16 protein-coding genes are annotated in these 21,071 nt (G+C 64.6%); 7 read left to right on the plus strand and 9 right to left on the minus strand.

Going from position 1 to position 21,071, the window contains the following annotated elements; genetic code table 11:
• The first annotated feature begins 59 nt into the window (after positions 1-59).
• From otsB to otsA, 3 genes are read left to right on the plus strand one after another with little or no spacing between them, the layout of a single operon-like run.
• Positions 60-863, plus strand: coding sequence for a trehalose-phosphatase (otsB, locus tag ACT01B_RS17715; protein ID WP_445144525.1), 804 nt, complete (start codon positions 60-62; stop codon positions 861-863).
• The gene (locus ACT01B_RS17720; RefSeq protein WP_445144526.1) at positions 835-2,646 is read left to right on the plus strand and encodes a glycoside hydrolase family 15 protein; all 1,812 of its coding nucleotides are present in this window, start codon (positions 835-837) and stop codon (positions 2,644-2,646) included. Before otsB ends, ACT01B_RS17720 begins: the two co-directional genes overlap by 29 nt.
• The gene (gene otsA / locus ACT01B_RS17725) at positions 2,643-4,031 is read left to right on the plus strand and encodes an alpha,alpha-trehalose-phosphate synthase (UDP-forming) (RefSeq protein WP_445144527.1); all 1,389 of its coding nucleotides are present in this window, start codon (positions 2,643-2,645) and stop codon (positions 4,029-4,031) included. Before ACT01B_RS17720 ends, otsA begins: the two co-directional genes overlap by 4 nt.
• Positions 4,032-4,153: 122 nt before the next feature.
• On the opposite strand, the gene pgeF is transcribed toward otsA, so the two are convergent.
• Both pgeF and rluD read right to left on the minus strand, forming a co-directional pair.
• Entirely contained in the window at positions 4,154-4,915 is a 762-nt protein-coding gene (pgeF, locus tag ACT01B_RS17730; RefSeq protein ID WP_445144528.1) for a peptidoglycan editing factor PgeF, read from the minus strand.
• The gene (gene rluD, locus ACT01B_RS17735; RefSeq protein WP_445144529.1) at positions 4,902-5,879 is read right to left on the minus strand and encodes a 23S rRNA pseudouridine(1911/1915/1917) synthase RluD; all 978 of its coding nucleotides are present in this window, start codon (positions 5,877-5,879) and stop codon (positions 4,902-4,904) included. Before rluD ends, pgeF begins: the two co-directional genes overlap by 14 nt.
• 71 nt (positions 5,880-5,950) lie before the next feature.
• Between rluD and ACT01B_RS17740 the strand changes: the two genes are divergently transcribed.
• A complete protein-coding gene (locus tag ACT01B_RS17740) occupies positions 5,951-6,790 on the plus strand; it encodes an outer membrane protein assembly factor BamD (protein WP_445144530.1) in 840 nt (279 codons plus the stop codon).
• Positions 6,791-6,919: 129 nt separating this feature from the next.
• Here ACT01B_RS17740 and ACT01B_RS17745 read toward each other — a convergent pair whose 3' ends face one another.
• Both ACT01B_RS17745 and ACT01B_RS17750 read right to left on the minus strand, forming a co-directional pair.
• On the minus strand, positions 6,920-8,551 hold the full coding sequence (locus tag ACT01B_RS17745; RefSeq protein WP_445144531.1) for an NAD+ synthase: 1,632 nt from the start codon (positions 8,549-8,551) through the stop codon (positions 6,920-6,922).
• Between the two features lie 75 nt (positions 8,552-8,626).
• Positions 8,627-9,232 carry a LysE/ArgO family amino acid transporter gene (locus ACT01B_RS17750; protein WP_445144532.1) on the minus strand — a complete coding sequence of 202 codons (606 nt, stop codon included), beginning with the start codon at positions 9,230-9,232 and terminating at the stop codon, positions 8,627-8,629.
• Positions 9,233-9,354: 122 nt separating this feature from the next.
• Here ACT01B_RS17750 and ACT01B_RS17755 point away from each other — a divergent pair, with 122 nt between their 5' ends.
• Positions 9,355-10,260, plus strand: coding sequence for a LysR family transcriptional regulator ArgP (locus tag ACT01B_RS17755; protein WP_445144533.1), 906 nt, complete (start codon positions 9,355-9,357; stop codon positions 10,258-10,260).
• A 176-nt stretch (positions 10,261-10,436) separates the two neighbouring features.
• Here the strand turns inward: ACT01B_RS17755 and sucD are convergent, their stop codons facing one another.
• Positions 10,437-11,312 (minus strand): succinate--CoA ligase subunit alpha, encoded by an 876-nt coding sequence (gene sucD / locus ACT01B_RS17760; RefSeq protein ID WP_445144534.1) that lies wholly within the window; start codon positions 11,310-11,312, stop codon positions 10,437-10,439.
• Positions 11,313-11,326: 14 nt separating this feature from the next.
• Positions 11,327-12,490, minus strand: coding sequence for an ADP-forming succinate--CoA ligase subunit beta (gene sucC, locus ACT01B_RS17765; RefSeq protein ID WP_445144535.1), 1,164 nt, complete (start codon positions 12,488-12,490; stop codon positions 11,327-11,329).
• Between the two features lie 614 nt (positions 12,491-13,104).
• On the opposite strand from sucC, the gene ACT01B_RS17770 reads away from it, so the two are divergent.
• Complete coding sequence (locus ACT01B_RS17770; protein ID WP_445147522.1) at positions 13,105-14,739, plus strand: sensor histidine kinase; 1,635 nt, start codon at positions 13,105-13,107, stop codon at positions 14,737-14,739.
• Between the two features lie 54 nt (positions 14,740-14,793).
• A complete protein-coding gene (locus tag ACT01B_RS17775) occupies positions 14,794-16,200 on the plus strand; it encodes a sigma-54-dependent transcriptional regulator (protein WP_445144536.1) in 1,407 nt (468 codons plus the stop codon).
• 969 nt (positions 16,201-17,169) lie between these two features.
• On the opposite strand, the gene ACT01B_RS17780 is transcribed toward ACT01B_RS17775, so the two are convergent.
• The 3 genes from ACT01B_RS17780 to ACT01B_RS17790 are packed head-to-tail and all read right to left on the minus strand — an operon-like array spanning position 17,170 to position 21,014.
• A complete protein-coding gene (locus ACT01B_RS17780; protein ID WP_445144537.1) occupies positions 17,170-18,747 on the minus strand; it encodes a response regulator in 1,578 nt (525 codons plus the stop codon).
• 30 nt (positions 18,748-18,777) lie between these two features.
• Positions 18,778-19,221: a response regulator gene (locus tag ACT01B_RS17785; protein WP_445144538.1), complete on the minus strand. Its 444-nt coding sequence runs from the start codon at positions 19,219-19,221 to the stop codon at positions 18,778-18,780.
• Entirely contained in the window at positions 19,218-21,014 is a 1,797-nt protein-coding gene (locus tag ACT01B_RS17790) for a sensor histidine kinase (RefSeq protein ID WP_445147523.1), read from the minus strand. Before ACT01B_RS17790 ends, ACT01B_RS17785 begins: the two co-directional genes overlap by 4 nt.
• Positions 21,015-21,071 lie beyond the last annotated feature (57 nt).

A 21,071-nucleotide genomic window follows, 5' to 3' on the forward strand; every position in this document is an offset into this window, starting at 1 on the left:
GCCTTCACATATGTCTTGCTAGGCTCGCGCTCGTGATGTCGTCCTCACCCTCCCCGGCCATGTCCGCTCAACTGCCTCTGCCAGCGCCCCCCTTGCCGGGCGTCGGCGAGCACTGGGCCCTGTTTCTCGACGTCGATGGCACCCTGCTGGATTTTGCCGATCGGCCGGACCAGGTAGCCGTCGACACGGACCTGCGCGACCTCCTCGACGACCTGTTCGGCACCCTGGATGGCGCCCTCGCCCTGGTCAGCGGGCGCAGCCTGGATGACCTGGACGACCTATTTGGCCACCCGCCCTGGGCCATGGCTGGTTTGCACGGGCTGGAGCTGCGTGGCGCCGATGGCAGCTATCGCGGTGTGCACATTGGCGCGGCACGGCGCTCGCTGGTCCGGGAGATCGCAGGCACCATCGCCGCGGATCTACCCGGCGTGCTGTTGGAGGACAAGGGCATGGCGGTGGCCCTGCACTGTCGCAGCGCACCCGAGCAGTTCCAGGCCTTGCGCGCGAGCGTGGAAGCCTTGTTGCCCAGCCTGGCCGGCTACGACATGCAGCTGGGCAGCATGGTGATCGAACTCAAACCCCATGGCATGGACAAGGGCACCGCGATTGCCCACCTGCTGGCCCATTGGCCCTTCCATGGTCGACTACCTGTCTACGTCGGCGACGATCTCACCGACGAACACGGTTTTGCCACCGTCAATCTGGAAAGCGGCTTGAGTGTGCGGGTCGGCAGGCGCGAGCCCAGTCTTGCCCACTATTCGCTGCCGGAGCCCGCTTCCACGCGTGCCTGGTTGGTCCGCGTGCTGATTGCACTCAAGCATGGAGCCCTCTCTCATGCCGACTACTCCGGAGGACATGCCTGACGCCCCCTCCAGCCTGGCACTGGGCGTTATCGGTAACGGCAGTGTCGCCGTTCTGATCGACGAGCGCGGTCGCATCGTCTGGGGTTGCCTGCCCCGCTTCGATGGTGACGCGAGCTTCTGTGCACTGCTGTCGCCCCTGCGCGAGGGGGGCGACTGGACCATCCAGCTCGAGGATTTCGAGCATGCCGAACAACACTATCTGCCCAATACGGCCGTGCTGGTCACGCGCCTCTACGACCGCGATGGCGCGGGCGTGGAGATCGTCGATTTCGTGCCGCGCTTTCGCTCCAACGGGCGCTTCTACCACCCGGTACTGATTGCCCGGCGCGTGCGCCCCATCGGTGGTGCACCGCGAATTCGGGTATGGCTGCGGCCGCTGTGCGATTACGGCGCTCAAGCACCGCAGACCACCTCGGGCAGCAATCACATCCGCTACCTGCTCAGCGGCGTGGTGCAACGACTGACCAGCGACGTGGCAGTACCGATGATCGAACGTGGACTGCCTTTCAGCCTGGAACGTCCGGCGCACTTCGTGTTTGGCCCCGACGAAACGCTCAACCACAATCCCGCCGACTTCATTCACCACACGCTGGAGCGCACGCTGGAATATTGGCGCGAATGGGTGCGAAACCTGTCCGTGCCTTACGAATGGCAGGAGGCGGTGATCCGCTCGGCGATCACCTTGAAGCTGTGCCAGTACGAGGCGACTGGCGCGATTATCGCCGCCTTGACCACCTCGATTCCCGAGTCGCCCCACTCCGCCCGCAACTGGGACTACCGCTACTGCTGGCTGCGCGACGCCGCCTTCACCGTGCGCGCCCTCAACCGCCTGGGCGCCACGCGCAGCATGGAAGAATACATCCGCTATGTATTCAACCTGGTAGCCGCGGATGGCGACCGCGAGATCGGCCCCGTCTTCGGCATCACCTTCGAGCACGAATTGACCGAGCGGCAGGTGGAGAGCCTCGCCGGCTATCGCAACATGGGGCCGGTGCGCGTCGGCAACGATGCCTGGCGACAGCGGCAGAACGACGTCTATGGCTCGGTCGTGGTTGCGTCGGCGCAGCTGTTCTTCGATCGGCGCCTGGAACACCCCGGCGACGAGCTCACCTTTCGACGGCTCGAACGCATGGGCCAGATGGCGCTGCGCATGGCCGAGGAGCCTGATGCGGGGTTGTGGGAATTTCGCGGGCGGGCGGCGATTCATACCTACTCTGCCGCCATGTGCTGGGCCGCGTGCGATCGGCTCGCCCACATCGCCACCGAGCTCGGCCTGGACGAGAGCGCACGCCACTGGCACAGCGCGGCGATTGCCTTGCATGCGCGCATCGAAGCACGCTGCTGGAGCGACAAGCTCGGTTATTTCGTCGACGCCTACGACGGCGAGCACCTCGATGCGAGCTTGCTGTTGCTGGCCGACATCGGCTTTGTCGACGGCAAGGACCCACGATTTATCGCCACCGTGGATGCCATTGGCAGCGCACTGGGTCGCGGCGACTATCTGTTCCGCTATATCGCCCCCGATGACTTCGGCGCGCCCGAGACCAGCTTCAATATCTGCACGTTCTGGTACATCGACGCGCTCGCCGCCACCGGTCGACATGAACGCGCCCGCGCGATGTTCGAGCACATGCTGGCCCAGCGTAATCCGCTCGGCCTGCTGTCCGAGGACATTGCGCCCAGCAATGGCGAACACTGGGGCAATTTCCCGCAAACCTATTCGATGGTCGGCCTAATCCAGGCCGCCATGCGCCTGTCGCGGCGCTGGGAGGACGCATTGTGAATGTTGGAGGCGATGCCCATTGGAACCGCCTGGTGGTGGTTTCCAATCGGGTCGCGCTACCGGAACAGACAGCCACCGGAGGCCTCGCCTCCGCCATGCGCGCCGCGCTGCAGGAGCGCGGCGGCCTGTGGTTTGGCTGGAGCGGCAAGATCGCCCGGCAAACCGCCGAACAGGTCCACCGACTCAAGGACGGCGCGGTCGAGTACGCCACCATCGATCTCTCGCGTGCCGATCATGACGACTTCTACGACGGCTTCGCCAATCGTACGCTGTGGCCGCTGCTGCACTATCGCCCCGATCTGGTGGACTACAGCCGCCGCCATCTGGCCGGCTATTTGCGCGTCAACAGCGTGTTTGCCGATCACCTCATGTCGCTGATCGGGCCGCACGACCTTGTCTGGGTCAACGACTTTCACCTGATTCCGCTGGCGGCCATGCTGCGCGAACGTGGCGTGCGCAACCGCATTGGCTTCTTCCTGCACACGCCGTTACCGGCGGCGAGCCTGCTGATCACCCTGCCACACCATCGCGAACTGCTGGAGACGCTGGCCAGTTATGACCTGGTCGGCTTGCATACGGCGCGCGACCGGCGCGCGCTGGAGGAATATTTCCTGTACGAGATCGACGCCACGATGCGACGTGATGGAAGGCTGCGCACCCACGCGGGCCGCATCTTCCGCGCGGCGGTATTTCCCATCGGGATCGACACGCGGCAGGTCGCCGACGATGCAAGCCATGCCGATGAACACGAGGAGATCGGCCAGCTGCGCACGAGCCTCGAAGGCCGCGCCTTGATTATTGGGGTCGATCGCCTGGACTACTCCAAGGGACTGGCGGAGCGCTTCCAGGCCTATGCGCGCCTGCTGGAGCGCGCGCCGGAACTGCATCGCAAGGTGAGCTTTCTGCAAATTGCCCCGCCATCGCGAGGTGGCGTGCCGGAGTATCGCCAGATCCGCCGCGAGCTGGAGCGCAGCGCCGGCCACATCAACGGCATGTATGCCGCGCCCGACTGGGTGCCGATCCGTTACGTCAACAGCTCGTTCCCGCACACCCTGCTTAGCGGTTACTACCGGACAGCCCGCGTCGGTCTGGTGACGCCGCTGCGCGATGGCATGAACCTGGTGGCGAAGGAGTACGTGGCAAGCCAGGACCCCGACGATCCGGGCGTGCTGGTGCTATCGCGCTTTGCCGGCGCTGCGCAGGAACTGACCGACGCGCTGCTGGTGAATCCGGCGGATACGGAGGAGGTCGCCGAAGCGCTACAGCGGGCACTGACGATGCCATTGCAGGAACGCCGCGCACGCTGGCGACGCATGATGGACGTGCTGGAACGCCACGATGTAACGGCCTGGCGCACCGCGTTTTTGGGGCGGTTGGCGGAGTAGGCGTGGCGCGTTGCACGTCTGTGGGCAACGCCCAAATCACGAGCTCTTTGTTGCGCGTCATCCCAGCGGCTCTCAACAGCCGAAGGGCTGGTCATGCTGGGATGACGCGCGGAGGGGTTTATCTACCCTTCCATCCAGATCAGGCTGGCGAAACGCCCGCTATGCGCACCATCCCTGCGATAGGAATAGAAGCGCTCATCGATCCGCGTATCGAAGCCACCGCCGTAGACCTGCGCGACACCCGCCGTCAGCAGCCGGCGACGCGCCAATCCGGCGAGATCGCACAGCCAGTGTCCTGGCCTGGTCGACATGAAGCATCCATCCGCGCCGGCATCGACAGCGAGGAACGCATCGCGCACCTCTTCGCCTATTTCGTAGCTGGGCGCACCGATGCACGGCCCCAACCAGGCCATGATCTTCGCTGGCGGTGCCGGCAGCGAAGCTAAGGCCGCCTCCAGCACACCAGCCACCATGCCGCGCCAGCCGGCATGCGCCGCCGCGACAGCGTCGCCGTCGAGCGCGCAAAACAGCACCGGCAGGCAGTCGGCTGTGAGTATTGCCAGCGGCTCACCCATCCGGCAGGTCACGGCGGCGTCTGCCCGCGGCTCGTCCTCGTCGTACAGGCGATCGATATCCGCTACGTCGACGCCATGCACCTGTTGCAGCCAGTGCGGCGCCCGTTCCAGCCCCAAGGCCGCCTGCACGGCATCGCGATTGACCGCCACCGCCGCCGGCGCATCACCCGAACGCGCGCCGAGATTGAGGCGATCGTAAGGTTCGGCGGACACCCCGGGGCCCTGCCGCGTGCTGACCGCCGCGCGCACCCGCGGCGGCGCCGGCCAGTCGGGGATCAGCCAATCCGTCACGCGATCACTGCCAATCATCCCGCGGTGCCTGTGCCGTATCGGCACGCAGGGCATCGATCAGCGCCTGCTGATCCGCCGGCCGCTCCGCGCTGAACGACAACGGCTCGCGGCTGACCGGGTGCTCAAAGGCCAGCCGCTCGGCATGCAGCGCCTGCCGCCGGAACCCGCGCAGGGCGGCGGCCAGTTCCGGCGTGGCGCCCTTGGGCAGCTTCAGGCCGCCGCCGTAAAGCGGGTCACCGATCAGCGGATGGCCAATATGGGCCAAATGCACGCGGATCTGGTGGGTACGGCCGGTTTCCAGGCTGCACTGGATCAGGCTATGGGCGCGGAAGCGCTCGCGCAGCCGATAGTGGGTGACGGCATGCTTGCCGTCCTCCTCGTCGCGTACCGCCTGGCGCAAGCGGTCGCCCATGTGCCGGCCGATCGGTGCATCCACCGTGCCGCCGGCCACCAGGGTACCCAGCACCACGGCTTCGTACTGCCGTTCCACGTCGTGGCGCGACAGCATGTCGACCAGGGCGGTATGCGCCGGCAGCGTCTTGGCCACCACCATCAGGCCCGAAGTGTCCTTGTCCAGCCGGTGCACGATGCCGCCGCGCGGCAACTGGGCCAGCACGGGATCGTGATGCAGCAAGGCGTTCAGCAGGGTGCCCGCGCTGTTGCCGGCGCCTGGATGGACTACCAGCCCGGCCGGCTTGTTCAGCACCAGCACGTGCGCATCTTCGTGGACGATGTCCAACGCGATGTCCTCGGGAGCCATTTCCACCTCGGCCTCCAGTTCCGCTTCCAACCGCACCTGCTCCCCACCCCGCAGCAGCTGGCGGGGCGGCGCCAGGGCGCCGTCCAGGGTCACCGCCCCCGCCTTGATCCACGCCGTCAGGCGGGAGCGGGAGTAGTCCGGGAACATCTCGGCCAAAGCCTGGTCGAACCTCCGACCCGCGGCAGACAGGGGCACCGTGGCCTCATGACTTATGGTCGTCATGGCCGCCTGCCCGGGCAACCGGTGGTTTCGGCTATCATCCCTTTTCGATCAAACATCTGAACCCTTTACTCATGCGCGTAACCAAGCTGCCGGCTTTCAAAGTTTTCGTCGTGCTCGCCATCGCCGTATCGATGAGCGCTTGCTCGATGTTTGGCCACAAGAGGGACACCAACGATAACCTGCCGGTGGACAAGCTTTACGCCAAGGCCCACGACTCGATGGAGCACGCCGACTATTCGGCAGCCTCCAAAGCGTATCAGCGCCTGATCGCGCGTTTCCCGTCCGGCAACTACAACGAGCAGGCCCAGCTTGATCTGGCCTACTCACAGTACAAGGACAACCAGCCGGACGACGCTTACTCCACGGTCAACCGCTTCATCAAGACGTATCCGACGCATCCACATGTGGATTATGCCTATTACTTGCGCGGTCTGATCAATTTTGATCGCACCGGCGGTGCGATGGAGCGCCTCCTGCAGCGCAACGAGGCCCAGACGCGCCGCGACCAGGGCTTCAACCTGAAGTCGTTCGACGACTTCTCGGAACTGTCGCGTCGCTTCCCGGACAGCGCCTACACCGCGGATGCGCGCCAGCGCATGATCTACCTGCGCGACGTGCTGGCCCAGTTCGAGATCAACGTAGCCGAGTTCTACCTGCGCAATAAGGTCTATGTCGGCGCCGCCAACCGTGCCCAGTACGTGATCGAGCATTACCAGCAGGCGCCGCAGACCGGCGATGCGCTGGCCATCCTTACGCGCAGCTACCTGAGCATGGACCAGAAGGGCCTCGCCGACCAGACGCGTCAGGTGCTGGCACTGAACTACCCGAATCATCCATACCTGAAGGATCCGAGCTGGCCGCATTCGCCGTCGCTCATCCGCAAGATGATTCCGTTCTCGGGTCACCATTGATGCAAGAAGGCTAGCCGCGACGCGGCTGGTAATGGCAAAACAAGAAGGCCGGTGAGCGCGAGCTCACCGGCTTTTTCCGTTGGCTCACTGGTTTTTCGCGCACAGTGTGCGCGATCACGCCTTAATCCATCACTTCCAACCGGAGGTGATCGGATAGCGCCGCTCGCGACCAAAGGCACGCGTAGTCACACGGGGGCCCGGTGCAGCCTGGCGACGCTTGAACTCATTGAGCAGCACCAGGCGCACGACGCGACGTACCGTGTCCGCGTGGAAGCCCTGCGCCACGATCTCGGCCTGTGACTGCTCGCTTTCGATGAATCGGGCGAGGATGGCGTCCAGTTCGTCGTAAGGCGGCAGCGAGTCCTGGTCGGTCTGGTTATCGCGCAGTTCGGCCGATGGCGGACGCTCGATCACCGCCGACGGAATCGGCTCGGGCTCGCCCAGGCGCGCCGCATGGGCGTTGCGCCAGCGTGAAAGGCGATACACCACGGTCTTGTAGACATCCTTGAGCGGCGCATAGGCGCCACACATGTCACCGTAGAGCGTGGCGTAACCGACCGCCATTTCACTCTTGTTACCGGTGGCCAACAACAGGCGGCCATGCTTGTTGGACAGCGCCATCAGCATCACGCCCCGAGTGCGTGACTGCAGGTTTTCCTCGGTGGTATCGGCGGCCTTGCCTGCGAATGCCGGCGTCAGCGCATGGATAAACGACTCGTAGGTCTGCTCGATATCGATGACGTGGTAGTCCACGCCAAGCTGGTCGGCCTGCGCGCGCGCGCCGTCCAGCGACAGTTGCGAGGTGTAGCGCGTGGGCATCATCACCGCCGTCACGCGTTCGGCACCCAGCGCGTCCACCGCCAGCGCCAACGTCAGCGCTGAATCGATGCCACCCGACAAGCCCAGCAGCACGCCGGAGAATCCGTTCTTGTCGATATAGTCGCGAATGCCGCGCACCAGGGCGGCGTACAGCGTCGCCTCCAACGAACCGTCCGCCGCAATGGGCCAGTCTTCGGCACGCAACGTACGCGTTTCGCTATCGAATTCGGCCCATAGCAAGGCGTCGACGAAATTCGGCGCGCGTGCCGCGATGCTGCCATCGCTGTTCACCAGCAACGAGCCGCCGTCATATACCACTTCGTCCTGGCCACCGATCAGGTTGAGATAGACGAGCGCGCAACCGGTTTCCTGCGCGCGCGCCTGCAGCACCGCTTCGCGGCCGGCATGCTTGGCATCGTCCCAGGGCGAGGCATTGATCACCACGATCAGTTCGGCCCCCGCCGCAGCGGCCTTGGCGGCAGGCTCGGGTTCCCAGATGTCTTCGCAAATCAGCATGCCCACTTGCACGCCATCGATCAGCGCCACCGCACTGTCGTGCCCGGGGCGGAAATAGCGCTTGTCGTCGAACACACCGTAGTTGGGCAACGCCTGCTTGTGCGTGGTCAACTCGATCCGCCCACCGCGGAGCAGGCTGGCGGCGTTGTATACCTCGCCTTCGCTGTGCGGGTGGCCGACCAACGCGGCGACGCCGTTGGTGCCGCCGGCCAGCGCGTTGAGTTCGCACTGACATGCGGCGAGGAAACTTGGGCGCAGCAGCAGGTCTTCCGGCGGATAGCCGCTCAGGGTCAACTCGGGGAACACCACCAGCGCGGCGCCGCCTTCACGCGCCTGCGCCAGTAGATCACCCACCTTGGCCGCATTGGCCGCAACCGCGCCTACCGGAAAATCGAATTGCGCGAGCGCGAGGCGTAGGGAGGACATGCCGGGGAATCCGTGTTCGGGGTAGCGCCTTATGATACCCGAGGCGCTCCCTGGACCCGGCGATCAGCCCGTCGGCTAGGCCACCAACAGTACCGCCAGGGTGATCATGAAGGCGGCTACCGCGACGTCGAAAACGCACCAAGCCACGGGATTGCGGAACACCGGCAGCAGCACACGAGCGCCATAGCCCAGCGACACGAACCACAACACGCTGGCCGTGGACGCACCCGCCGCAAAGGCCCAGCGCCCGTCGCCGTCGTAATGGGTGGAGAGGCTCCCCAGCAGCACCACCGTATCCAGGTAAACGTGCGGATTGAGTAGGGTGAAGCCCAGGCAGGCCAGCACGATACGGCTACGGCTGTGCATACCATTGCCGGCCGGCTGCAGCCCGCTTTCGCCGCGCCACGCACGCCACAGTGCCAGCACGCCGTACGCAGCCAGGAACGCCGCGCCGGCATAGCGTAGCCATTGCAGTAGCCCAGGATGCAGCTGCACGGCCAGACCCATGCCAGCCACGCCCAGCAGAATCAGGCTGATGTCGGCCAGGATGCAGACCAGCACCACGGCACCGACGTGATGACGCCGCAGCCCCTGCCGCAGCACGAACGCGTTCTGCGCGCCGATGGCTATGATCAAGCCCGCGCCTGCACCAAGACCGGCCAGGTAAGCCGAAGAGAACATGCCAAGTACCTCGAAAAAGTGGTTACTTTGGCGCACCGCCTTGCTTCAGTAAAACTAAATATTTTTATGTTTGATTAGAAACTCTAAACTAGATCCAACACCTTAGCGGTTGATGCTGCCCCATGAGCCTGCTCAATCCCCAACTCGCCGCCTTCGCCTCCGTCCTTGATGAAGGGAGTTTTGAAGGCGCTGCGCAGCGCCTCGCACTCACGCCGTCAGCCATTTCGCAGCGGATCAAGGCCTTGGAGGATCGCCTCGGCCAGGTGCTGATCCTTCGCCGCTCACCCTGCACGGCCACGGAGGCCGGCCAACGCCTGCTGCGCAGCGTGCAACAGATGCGGTTGCTGGAAGCGGAAACACTGGAGGCTTTTCATGCGGAGCCGACCCGTAAGGGCCCAACGTCCGTGGCGATCGCGGTCAATGCGGACTCACTCGCCACCTGGTTTCTCACCGCATTGGCTCCTCTGCACGAGCAGCACGGGCTGCTGTTCGACGTGCGCGTGGAAGACCAGGACCATTCGACCGACCTGCTGCGCGATGGCTCCGTGCTGGGCGCGATCACCGCCACCGCCCAACCCGTGCAGGGCTGTAGCGTGATCAAGCTGGGTGTGATGCGTTATCTGCCGGTGGCCTCGCCCGCCTTCGTGGCGCGCTACTTCCGGCGCGGCGTGAATGCCGCCTCGCTAGGGCAGGCGCCCATGCTCGTATTCAACCGCAAGGACGCACTGCAGCGGCGTTTCATGCACAGCGTGACGCGTGCGCGGCTGGCGCCGCCGATGCACTTCCTGCCCTCCTCCACCGCCTTCGTGGAAGCGGCAGCACTGGGTCTGGGTTGGGCGATGGCGCCGGAGTCGATGCTGGCGAAGCCGTCTGCGCAAGGCACATTGCAGGCGATCGCCCCCAGCCGTTGGCTCGACGTGCTGCTGTACTGGCAGCACTGGTCGATTCGTTCGGCCACGCTGTCGATTCTGACCGAAGCGCTGCAGCACGCCGCGCGCAAAGGACTACGAAACGCGCCACGCACCTGAGTTGTAGGAGCGCACCCTGTGCGCGATCAGGACGTTACCGCTCCGTTGGTTGTTAGCGCACAGGGTGCGCTCCTACACAGTCAAAGACGGTGCATGTGGAAACGGCCCGTCACCGCACAAACAAAAAAAGGGCCGCATCGCTGCGGCCCTTTTTGCGTCGATCATGCAGACTCGACTTACTTCTTCATCAGACCTGCGAGGGCTTTGCCGAGGTCAGCCGGCGACTTCACCGTGGTGACGCCCGCCTTCTCCAGCGCAGCGAACTTGGCCGCTGCCGTGCCCTTGCCACCGGAGATGATCGCACCGGCATGGCCCATGCGCTTGCCCGGAGGAGCCGAAGCACCCGCGATGAACGACACCACCGGCTTGGTCACGTACTCGCCGATGAACTCGGCGGCGTCTTCTTCAGCGCTGCCACCGATTTCGCCGACCATGATGATGCCTTCGGTCTGCGGATCGTCCTGGAACAACTTCAGGCAGTCGATGAAGCTCAAGCCATTGATCGGGTCGCCACCGATGCCGATCACGGTGGATTGGCCCAGGCCTTCGTTGGTGGTCTGGAACACGGACTCATAAGTCAGCGTGCCGGAGCGCGACACGATACCGACCCTGCCCGGCGTATGAATGTGACCCGGCATGATGCCGATCTTGCACTCGCCCGGGGTGATGATGCCGGGGCAGTTCGGGCCGATCAGTACGGTTTCCGGATGCTGGGCCAGCACGTTCTTCACGCGCAGCATGTCCAGCACCGGGATGCCCTCGGTGATCGCCACGATGACGCGGATGCCCGCGTCGATCGCTTCGAGGATCGAGTCAGCCGCGAACGGCGGCGGCACGAAGATGACGGACGCATCGGCGCCCGTCTCGTCGACGGCTTCGGACACGCTGTTATAGACCGGCAGGCCGATGTGCTCGCTGCCGCCCTTGCCCGGGGTGATACCGCCGACAACCTTGGTGCCGTAATCCAGCGCCTGCTGGGCGTGGAAGGTGCCCTGCTGGCCGGTAAAGCCCTGCACGAGGACCTTGGTGTTCTTGTTAACGAGAACGCTCATGGTTCAGTTGCTCCTCAGGCCTTGGCCGCAGCCACGGCTTTCTGCGCCGCGTCGTTAAGATCGTCAGCCGGCGTGATCGCCAGGCCAGAATTGGCCAGCAGTTCGCGGCCCAGCTCCACGTTGGTGCCCTGCAGGCGCACCACCACCGGAATCTTCAGGCCCACTTCCTTCACCGCGGCAATGATGCCCTCGGCGATCAGGTCGCAACGCACGATGCCGCCGAAGATGTTGACCAGGATGGCCTTCACCTTGTCGGAGGAGAGAATCAGCTTGAACGCCTCGGTCACGCGCTCCTTGGTGGCGCCGCCGCCGACGTCAAGGAAGTTGGCCGGCTCGCCGCCTGCCAGCTGGATCACGTCCATGGTGGCCATGGCCAGGCCGGCGCCGTTGACCATGCAGCCAATGGTGCCGTCCATGGTCACGTAGTTGAGGTTATAGGTGATCGCGGCAGCTTCGGCAGCGTCTTCCTGGGTCAGGTCGCGCATGGCGGCCAGATCGGCGTGACGGAACTCGGCGTTGTCGTCGGAATTGACCTTGCCGTCGAGCGCGGCGAGGTTGCCGTCCTCGAGGATGGCGAGCGGATTGAGCTCGACCAGGGCCAGGTCCTTCTCGTTGAACAGCTTGTACAGGCCCAGCATGATCTTGGTCAGCTGGCCGACCTGCTTCGCGTTGAGGTCCATGGCGAAGCCGAGCTGGCGACACTGGTACGGCTGCAGGCCTTCGACGAAATCCACCACGATGGTGTGGATGTCTTCCGGCGTGTCCTTGGCGACCTGCTCGATGTCGACGCCGCCGTGCTTGGAGGCGATGAACGAGATGGACTTGGTATCGCGATCCGTCAGGATCGACAGATACAGTTCCTTGGCGATGTTGGTCGCGTCGGTGACCAGCACCAGGTTCACCGGCAGCGCACGGCCGGCGGACTGGTAGGTTTCCATCTGGGTGCCCAGCATGCCCTTGGCAGCGGCATGGACATCATCGAGGCTGCGGCAGAACTTCACGCCGCCGGCCTTGCCGCGGCCACCTGCGTGGATCTGTGCCTTAACCATCCACTGCGAACCACCAAGGTGCTTGGCGGCGTCGACAGCGGCATCGGGAGAGTTGGCTACTTTGCCCGGCGGGACGGCGATGCCGTACTGCGCGAACAATTCTTTGGCCTGGTACTCGTGGAAATTCATTCGATACCTCGAGCGAACGGGGAAACATGGCGGCCGCTACCAGGCTCGAGCCGGGGCGGGCGGGGGACGGACGGCGTTACAGCGCTGCCGGGACACATGCAGTGCGCTGCTGCCATGCCTGTCGACATGGCAAAAACCGCGCAATACGGCCAGGTATTTTCGCGGAAGCGGGCCCCGATGGAAAGGGGCAGATCGCCAACCGCCGACCTTACGACCCCTTGATGCCCTACCCCTATACGGGCTAGGGATGCTCTGATTAACTCTGCGCAGGCGGCATGATGTCCAGAAGGCCCGCAGGGTGTGTCGCGCGGCGCCGGGAAGACTGGCCGTCTTGCCAAGACGCGCGGTGCACCCTGCGGGCCTTCTGGACATCACCCCATCGCTTTGAATTCAATACGTTGGGGCCGGCTCTGTCTGTCCGCATCCCTTCGGTGCGCCGGCTCGACAGACGTCCAGTCTGCCTTCGCCGCCACCCCTGTGGTCTGCGAACAGACAGAGCCGGTGCCGCCTGCGCAGAATTAATCAGAGCATCCCTAGGCCCGTTTATACTCATCCGGACCGTCCGGTCAGCCCAATCGAGAGTACCCCGCCAGGTGTCCAGCGCCGTTCAGCCCATGTACCCCAGCGCCCGCCCGACTCCCGAGGCGGCGCGGCATGAACTCCTGTTCCTGAACTGTTTCCGCCTGGCCCAGGCCCTGGTTTATGTGGGCCTGTCCCTCAGCCCGACCACCCTGGGTTGGCCCAAGCTGGCCGACGTCGGCCTGGCCCGTGGCGTGGCGGTGCTGTTCCTGCTCTTCGCGCTGGGCATGCTGTCGCTCACCCGACGTTCCACGCGACACGTCTGGCTCACGGTCTCGGGCGCCCTGGTGGTGGACATCATCGCCGCGGTACTGGCCATCACCACCATGCACGACGCGCGCATCGGCATCGCCATGATGCTGGCCGTCAACCTGGCGGCCGGCGCGCTGATCCTGCCCTTGCGCCTGTCCTGCTTCTTCGCCGCCCTGGCCACCCTGGGTGTGCTCGGCCACTCCTTCCTGGAAGGCCGGCACTCTGATATCGGCATGGACAGCGAGCTGCTCGAATCGAGCCTGTTCGGCCTGGCCTACTTCGCCATCACCATGCTCTGCTACGTGCTGAGCCGGCAGATGCGCGCCACCGAAGCGCTGGCCGAGCAGCGTGGCGTCGACCTGGCCAACCTGGCCCAGGTCAACGAGCTGATCATCCGCCGCATGAAGACCGGCGTGCTGCTGGTGGACGATGCCAACCGCATCCACCAGATCAACGAGTCGGCCTGGATGCTGCTGGGCAACCCCACCGCCGATCAACGCGACCTGGGCCGTGTGGCGCCGGAGTTGTCGCGTCGCCTGTATCACTGGATGACCTCCGGCAAGCTGGACGAATCCGCCACCCAGCTGGCCGATGGTGTACCCGAGGTGGTGCCCCGCTTCAGCCGACTGGCGCCAAACGACGACTCCCACGTGCTGATCTTCCTCGACGACACCTCACTGGTGTCGCGCCGCGCGGAAGAACTTACGCTGAGCTCGCTGGGTCGCCTGTCTGCCTCCATCGCCCATGAAATCCGCAACCCGCTGGCCGCCATCCGCTATTCCGCCCAGCTGCTGGCCGAGTCCGAAGGCCTGGACAACACCGACCAGCGCATGGTCGAGATCATCAACAACCATTGCGTGCGCCTCAACGAGATCATCGAGAACATCCTGCAGCTGTCGCGCCGCGAGCGCTCACGCCCGGAAACCCTCGACCTCGGCCATTGGGCCAACGGCTTCGTCGACGAATACCGCCAAGGCAACGACCTGGGCGTGGATTCGCTGCGCGTCATCCAGGCCAGCACCCCGGTAGCCGCCGTGGCCGACCCGCAGCAACTGCAGCAGGTGGTATGGAACCTGGTGCAGAACGCCCTGCGCTACGGCCGCCTGCCCGGTGAGCCGGCGCGGGTCATGGTGGTGGCGCGACACGGAGAGCATGGCGTGCCGATCCTGGAAGTGATCGACCGCGGCCCGGGCATCGCGCCCAAGGTGGCGGCGCAGATCTTCGAGCCGTTCTACACCACGCATGAATACGGCACCGGCCTGGGCCTGTACCTGGCGCGCCAGATGAGCGAAGCAAACCAGGCCTCGCTGGAATATGTCCGCGTGGCCGGCGGCGGCAGCTGTTTCCGGCTGGTGCTGACGCCACCGGCGCGTGGCCCGACCGAGCACGGAGAGACGGCACGTGCCGCACAACTTTGACCCTTGCGCGCGTCGCCTAGTAACCTTCCGACGCTACCTACATCCCGAGAAATCATGAGCGCACAGACCGTCCTGGTCGTTGACGACGAACGCGACATCCGCGAACTGCTAACCATCACCCTGGGCCGCATGGACCTCCAGGTCGATGCGGTAGGTACCGTGGGTGAAGCCCGACGCGCTCTCGGGGAGCGCAGTTACGACCTTTGCTTCACCGACATGCGCCTGCCGGACGGCACCGGCCACGAAGTGATCGAGCTGATTTCAGCCGAACATCCGGATACACCCGTGGCCATGATCACGGCCTACGGCAACGTCGATGCGGCCGTGAGCGCGCTCAAGGCAGGTGCCTTCGATTTCGTCTCCAAGCCGGTCGACATCCAGATGTTGCGCCGACTGGTGCGCACGGCGCTGGCACTGGCCGAGCAAAAGCGCAGCGGCAATGCCGCCTCGTCGCGACAGGATTCCAACGAGCGCCTCATCGGCGACTCGTCGGCCATGCAGCAGGTGCGCTCCACCATCGGCAAACTGGCGCGCAACCAGGCCCCGGTCTACATCGCCGGCGAATCGGGCGTGGGCAAGGAACTGGTTGCCCGCCTGATCCACGAGCAAGGACCGCGCGCCAGCGGTCCCTTCGTGCCGGTGAACTGCGGCGCCATCCCTTCGGAGTTGATGGAGAGCGAGTTCTTCGGTCATCGCAAGGGCAGCTTCACCGGTGCCGCGGGCGACAAAGAAGGTCTGTTCCAGGCCGCCAACGGCGGCACGCTGTTCCTCGACGAAGTGGCCGAGCTGCCGCTGCATATGCAGGTGAAACTGCTGCGCGCGATCCAGGAAAAAGCCGTGCGCCCGATCGGTGCGCGCGAGGAGGTGCCAGTGGATGTGCGCATTCTCTCGGCCACCCACAAGAATCTCGCCACCCTGGTCGAACAGGGCCAGTTCCGCCAGGACTTGTTCTACCGCATCAACGTGATCGAACTGCGTGTGCCGCCGTTGCGCGAGCGGCGCGGCGATGTGACCCTGCTGTCGAACTTCGTGCTGCGCCAGCTGGCCGCCAAGAGCGGTGACGGCCCGGGGCAGTTGCTGCCCGCCGCGTTGCAGGCACTGGAAAGCTACGATTTCCCCGGCAACGTACGCGAGTTGGAGAACATTCTCGAACGCGCCATGGCCATGTGCGACGGTGATCAGATCGACGTCAGCGACCTGATGCTGCCGCAGCGCGCGTCACGCACCCCGATCGAGCCGGTTCCGGCCATGGCCAGCAGCATGCCGATGACGCCGCCACCGGTGCCTGCCGCCTCGCCAACCGCCGATGGTGGCCTGGACGACTACATCAGCAACCTTGAGCGCACGGCCATCATCAAGGCGCTGGAGGAGTCGCGTTACAACAAGACGGCTGCTGCCAAGAAGCTGGGCATTACCTTCCGCGCATTGCGCTACAAGCTGAAGAAGCTTGGGATTGATTGATAGAGTTGGCATCGATTGATGACGAGAAGGCCGAACTCTGTTCGGCCTTTTTGTTGTTGCGTGCCCGCTAATTTTGTAGGCGAGAGTACGAAGCCGATCATCCAAGGCCTCTAACCGTCATCCCAGCGGCTCTCAACAGCCGAATGGCTGGTCAAGCCGTGGTCCAGTGACTTTCGCTCTGGTGTGATGCTTCCGCGACCTGGCTCGCCTGCCGCGGGCTTCCGCCCTCCTGCCGGAGGCCGGGTTACTTCTCTTTGTGTGGCCAAAGAGAAGTAACCAAGAGAAAGGCCACCCCGATGGCGCGCCTTCCGGGCTGACGCCCTCCAGGTACGCGGGTGGGTTACGGAGGTTTGTCGACAGGGCCTCCTGCCCTGACGACAAACTGGCTTGCATCCATGCAAGCCACCCTACGGGCTTTTCCTCCACCCACCCGCCGCGTCATAGGGGCCCGACGAGCAGAAGAGCAATCCCCAGAGCAAAGCACACAGCGAAGAGCGATGAGCAGCGCGACGCGCTGCTCGAGCCTTCGGCTCGGGCTTTTGACCTTCGGGACCCCTGTGCGGCGGTGAGGGGCGGACGATCAGGCCCGCAGGGGGATCGACAGGGATGTCGATCCCTTTTCGTCAGGGCAGGAGCCCTGTCGAAAAGCCCGGCCGGCCCTCACGGACTTGCCGAGCTTCGCTCGGCAAGCGCCAAGCGGGGTGCCTTTCTCTTTGGTTACTTTCTCTTGGGCAAGCAAGAGAAAGTGACCCGGCCTCCGGCAGGAGGGCGGAAGCCCGCCGCAGGCGAGCCAGGTCGCGGCCACGCTAGACCAGAGCGAAAGTCACGATGCCCAGCTTCGCCGTTGTAAAGCGCCTCCAGCTTGAGCAGCCATTCGGCTGTTGAGAGCCGCTGGGATGACGTTCGGGAGGGAAGGATAAGTCGCCGCACAACACACCGCACGCCACACCACCTCCACACGGCGCCCCCTTAAAGCGGCCCCTCCGGCAACTGCGTCGCCGCGCTCGCCTCCAGTGCCTCACGTACCGTCCGCAGCAGCTTCTGCGTCGAGATGGGTTTGTCGACCATGTAGAGGTGCTCCATCACGGGCAGTTCGTCCATGTCCGGTGGTGCATCCGGGCGCGCCAGCAGCAACACGGCGCGGCGATAGCCATGGTCGATCAAGGCGGCGAGCGTGCGCACGCCGGTGAACAGATTCATGTCCGCGTCCATCACCACCAGGTCGGGCACGCCTTGCGCCTCGATCCATTGCAACGCGGCCGTACCGCTCTGGCTGGCATGCGCCTGATAGCCCCACGAGTCGAGCGTGTCGACCAGCAGTGACAGCTGGCCGGCCTCCTCGGCCACCACGAGGACGCGTTCCGCCTCGCCCTGCAGGTCGAATTGCTCCTCCTTCTCCGTTGCTTCGGCGGAGCGCTCCAGTGGGATGTAGATATAGAAGCGGGTGCCCTGCCCTGGCGTGCTTTCCACCCGCATGACACCACCATGCGCCGTGACGATGCGCTTGCATGAGACCAGACCCAGTCCGGTGCCCGAGTCCTTGGTGGTGAAAAACGGTTCGAACAGGTGCTGCAGAACGGCTTCGTCCATACCCAGACCGGTATCGGAGACGGTCAGGCGCAGATAGTTGCCCGCGTGCGCCTCTTCGTCGCTAGCGAAGAACGATCCCAGCAGGGCAACCTGCGTGGTTTCGATGCTCAGGTTGCCACCCTCGGGCATGGCCTGGATGGCATTCAGGCTCAGGTTCAACAGGCATTGCTGCAGTTCGGTGTGATTGCCGTCGAAGGTGAGCTCCGTATCGTCCGCATGCATCTCCAGCAGCACGGTACGCGGCACGCTGCCCTGCAACAGCAAGGCCATGGCATCGAGCAGTCCTCCGAGGCGTACCTGCTCGGCACGCCGTGCGCCTCGGGCAAACGAGAGCATCGACTGCACCATGTCCAGGCCGCGCTTGCCGCAGTCGCGCACCAGGCGGCCGAGGCGGGCCAGGCGCGGATCCTCCTGATAGTCCTGCAGACTGTCGCCGGCCAGCAACAGGGGTTGCAGCAGGTTGCGCAGGTCATGACTGAGACCGCCCGCAAGCATGGCCAGGCTTTCGAAACGCTGGGCGCGAATGAGCTCCGCTTCGGCGCGACGGCGCGCACGCTGGGCGTCGGCCTCACGCAGCGCGCGGCGTACCGCCGAGGCCAGGCGCGCCGGGTTCTGCTTGAGGATGTAGTCGGTGGCGCCGTTGCGCAGCGCCTCGATGGCCGCCTCTTCACCGAGGGTGGCCGAGACGAAGATGAAAGGAAGATCCTGGTCCCGCTCGCGCAACAGATCGAGTGCACGCTGGCCCGAAAATCCCGGCATGCTCAAATCCGACAACACGATGTGTGGATCGAATTCCTCCAGCGCCGCCATGTAGTCGCGCTCTTCGTCCACCAGGCGCACGTCGTATTCGATCGCGTCGGCGTCCAGTTCAGACAACACCAGTTCGGCATCGAGTTGGCTATCCTCGATCTGCAGCACGCGTATTCTGGCAAGACCCCAGGGGTGCCTATCGGGCATTTGCGCCTCCAGCGCCTGTTTCGATCGGACTTAAGGCTCCGGGCCCTGATTCAACACGGCCCAGAATTGCCCCAGTGTCCGCACGGCATCGAAAAACTGATCGACGTCGACCGGCTTGATCACGTATGCATTGGCGCCGATGTCCCAACTGCGCGCCAAGTCGCTTTCCTCGCGCGACGAGGACAGGATCACCACGGGTACGCGGCGAAAGCGCTCATCGGCACGCAAGTGCGTCAGCACCTCAATGCCGCCCATGCGTGGCATCTTGATGTCCAGCAGCACCACCGCGGGATCGTTTGGTTCGCGGCTGGCCCACTCGCCACGGCAATAGAGATAATCCAGGCAATCGACGCCATCCTCCACGTGCACGACGGGATTGGCCAGATGCGCGCCATTGAGCGCGTCCAACGCCATTTCAGCATCAGCCAAGCTGTCTTCGACCAACAGGATGGTTCGGATATCGCGATGATTCATGGCCGCCTCTGGGCAAGACTTTCCGCCAGATCGGAGGACGGCAGCGTGAAATGGAAGCGTGCGCCCTGGTCGGGCTGGGCGTCGGCCCACACCCGTCCACCGTGGCGCGAGACGATGCGGCGCACATTGGCCAAGCCAATGCCGTTGCCGGGAAACTCCGACGCGCGATGCAGCCGCTGGAACACACCGAACAGCTTGCCGGCATATTGCATGTCGAAGCCGGCGCCGTTGTCGCTTACCAGAAACTCGTAACTGCCGTCACGATTGCGCTGGACGTCGACGTCGATGCGCGCCACTTCGCATTTGCCGGTGTATTTCACCGCATTGCCCAGCAGGTTCTGCCACACCGTGCGCAACATGTTCTCGTCGCCGATGACGATAGGCAGCGGCGCAATCGACCAGACGATATGGCGACCGTGCGCATCGGTCTCGGCCAGCGCACGCGCCTCGTCGGCCAGGGACTGCATGTCCACCGGCTGCAGGCGCAGCGCCCCGCGGCCCAGGCGCGAGAACACCAGCAGGTCTTCGATCAACAAGGCCATGCGGCGGGCGGCATCGTTGATGACTTCGATGTAGTGCTTGGCCTTCTCGTCGGCGCCATCGCCCAGATGATGCGACAGCTTGCCGGCGAAGCCACTGATATGCCGCAGCGGCGCGCGCAGATCGTGCGATACCGAGTAGCTGAAGGCCTCCAGTTCGCGGTTCACGTCCGACACCTGCTCGATCTTTCCCTCGAGCTGGCGGTTGAGCTCCTTCACCTGCTGTTCGACCAGTGCGCGTGCCGTCACGTCGCTGAGCGTCAGCAGCAACACGGGCTCACCTTCGCCATCCTGTTCCAGGCGGCGGGCATTGATCACCACGTGACGATCGACGCCGTCCACGGTGCGCTGGATCAGCTCGTAGTCCCACAGCTCACGATCTAGCAGCAGCACATCGTTCAGGCGTTGCAGCAGTGCGCCATCGGTCCATGCGCCATCACCGATCTCGACCAAGGGCATGGACTGCCGAAAATCCGGCGGCAATCCATAGAGTTCGCCGAAGGCCGCATTGACCAGCAGCGTGCCGAGCGAGGTATCGAGCAATGCAATGGGTTCGCGCACCGCCTGCACGATCAGTTGCGAGCGCTGCACGGCCTGCCCTTCGCGCACTTCGGCGCGCAAGCGGCGGCTGATCTGGCGTTCGGACACGATCACCACGATGGTCAGCAACACGATCTGGGCGATGGCGGTGATCGCCAGCGCCAGACTGCTATTGAAGGACTCCCGTTGGGCGTCGGAACGCCGCGCCAGCAGCGTGCTGTCCTCATTGCGCACGATGCCGTCGATGAGATCATCCATCTTGAACAGCGTGCCGGAGTCGCGCATGGCGTCGCTGGCGCCGTTCTGGTCATGCTGCTTGTAGCGCAGGATGGCCTGGCTGGTGAGCGCCAGGCGGCCGTTGACGGTGGAACTCAAGGCGCCGATCAGCGATTGCTGATCAGGGTTGTCTCGCGTCATTTCCCGCAACTGCGCCAGCAATCCTGGCACTTGATGGCTGGCGCGCTCGGCCCGCATGTGCACCTGGGGATCGGTGTCGCCATGGATCAGGCGGTAGATGGCCGCCTCGCTGTCGCGTGTTACATAGGCGATTCGATAGGTAAGTGATTTCACTTCCGACGAGTGCGTCACGCGCTCGTTGGCCTGGATGGCCTCGCCCGAGCCGCTGCGCGTGACCATATAGGGCAACGCCACGATCACCAGTACGGCAAACAGCAGCCCGCCCAGGCGCCAACGCAGCGCCATGCGGTCCTTCATGGCGGGCCGCAACGTCGACGCCAATTTCCAGGATGAGCGCAACATATAGGGCATGTT

It is taken from the genome of Dyella sp. Tek66A03 (genome assembly GCF_052567735.1).

Excerpts from the sequence above, each read along its gene's own strand:
- otsB (WP_445144525.1), top strand. The coding sequence starts at position 60 with ATGTCCGCTCAACTGCCTCTGCCAGCGCCCCCCTTGCCGGGCGTCGGC.
- ACT01B_RS17720 (WP_445144526.1), top strand. The coding sequence starts at position 835 with ATGCCGACTACTCCGGAGGACATGCCTGACGCCCCCTCCAGCCTGGCA.
- pgeF (WP_445144528.1), bottom strand. The coding sequence starts at position 4,915 with ATGATTGGCAGTGATCGCGTGACGGATTGGCTGATCCCCGACTGGCCG.
- rluD (WP_445144529.1), bottom strand. The coding sequence starts at position 5,879 with ATGACGACCATAAGTCATGAGGCCACGGTGCCCCTGTCTGCCGCGGGT.
- ACT01B_RS17740 (WP_445144530.1), top strand. The coding sequence starts at position 5,951 with ATGCGCGTAACCAAGCTGCCGGCTTTCAAAGTTTTCGTCGTGCTCGCC.
- ACT01B_RS17745 (WP_445144531.1), bottom strand. The coding sequence starts at position 8,551 with ATGTCCTCCCTACGCCTCGCGCTCGCGCAATTCGATTTTCCGGTAGGC.
- ACT01B_RS17750 (WP_445144532.1), bottom strand. The coding sequence starts at position 9,232 with ATGTTCTCTTCGGCTTACCTGGCCGGTCTTGGTGCAGGCGCGGGCTTG.
- ACT01B_RS17755 (WP_445144533.1), top strand. The coding sequence starts at position 9,355 with ATGAGCCTGCTCAATCCCCAACTCGCCGCCTTCGCCTCCGTCCTTGAT.
- sucD (WP_445144534.1), bottom strand. The coding sequence starts at position 11,312 with ATGAGCGTTCTCGTTAACAAGAACACCAAGGTCCTCGTGCAGGGCTTT.
- sucC (WP_445144535.1), bottom strand. The coding sequence starts at position 12,490 with ATGAATTTCCACGAGTACCAGGCCAAAGAATTGTTCGCGCAGTACGGC.
- ACT01B_RS17770 (WP_445147522.1), top strand. The coding sequence starts at position 13,105 with ATGTACCCCAGCGCCCGCCCGACTCCCGAGGCGGCGCGGCATGAACTC.
- ACT01B_RS17775 (WP_445144536.1), top strand. The coding sequence starts at position 14,794 with ATGAGCGCACAGACCGTCCTGGTCGTTGACGACGAACGCGACATCCGC.
- ACT01B_RS17780 (WP_445144537.1), bottom strand. The coding sequence starts at position 18,747 with ATGCCCGATAGGCACCCCTGGGGTCTTGCCAGAATACGCGTGCTGCAG.
- ACT01B_RS17785 (WP_445144538.1), bottom strand. The coding sequence starts at position 19,221 with ATGAATCATCGCGATATCCGAACCATCCTGTTGGTCGAAGACAGCTTG.
- ACT01B_RS17790 (WP_445147523.1), bottom strand. The coding sequence starts at position 21,014 with ATGAAGGACCGCATGGCGCTGCGTTGGCGCCTGGGCGGGCTGCTGTTT.